Here is a 249-nt window from a genome sequence, read left to right as displayed (position 1 = left end):
CCCCGCCGCGCGGGCCGAGCGCGCTGCCCCGGGCGTAGACGATCCGCGGGTTGACCTCGCGGATGTCCTCGACGTCGATGCCGAACCTGTGCCGCGCCGACGGCAGGAAGCTGGTCAGGAACACGTCCGCGCGCCGGGCCAGTTCGTACAGCACCTCTCTGCCCTCGGGCCGCGCCATGTCCAGGCCGATGCTGCGCTTGCCCCGGTTGGCGTGCTCGACGTTGGGGTTGGGATCGCCCTCCACCTTGA

Annotated in this window: 1 protein-coding gene; it reads right to left on the bottom strand. The window is 71.9% G+C overall.

Annotated features, from left to right (window positions below; genetic code table 11):
• Positions 1-249 (bottom strand): CoA transferase (locus MFF64_RS37170; RefSeq protein WP_238194074.1); only part of this gene is annotated, 249 nt, incomplete at both ends.

The sequence above is a fragment of the Methylobacterium frigidaeris genome (assembly GCF_022179185.1).
GTDB classification, from domain to species: Bacteria; Pseudomonadota; Alphaproteobacteria; order Rhizobiales; family Beijerinckiaceae; genus Methylobacterium; species Methylobacterium frigidaeris.
Note: the sequence above shows the minus strand (reverse complement) of the source record. Positions and strands in the feature narration are given on the sequence as shown.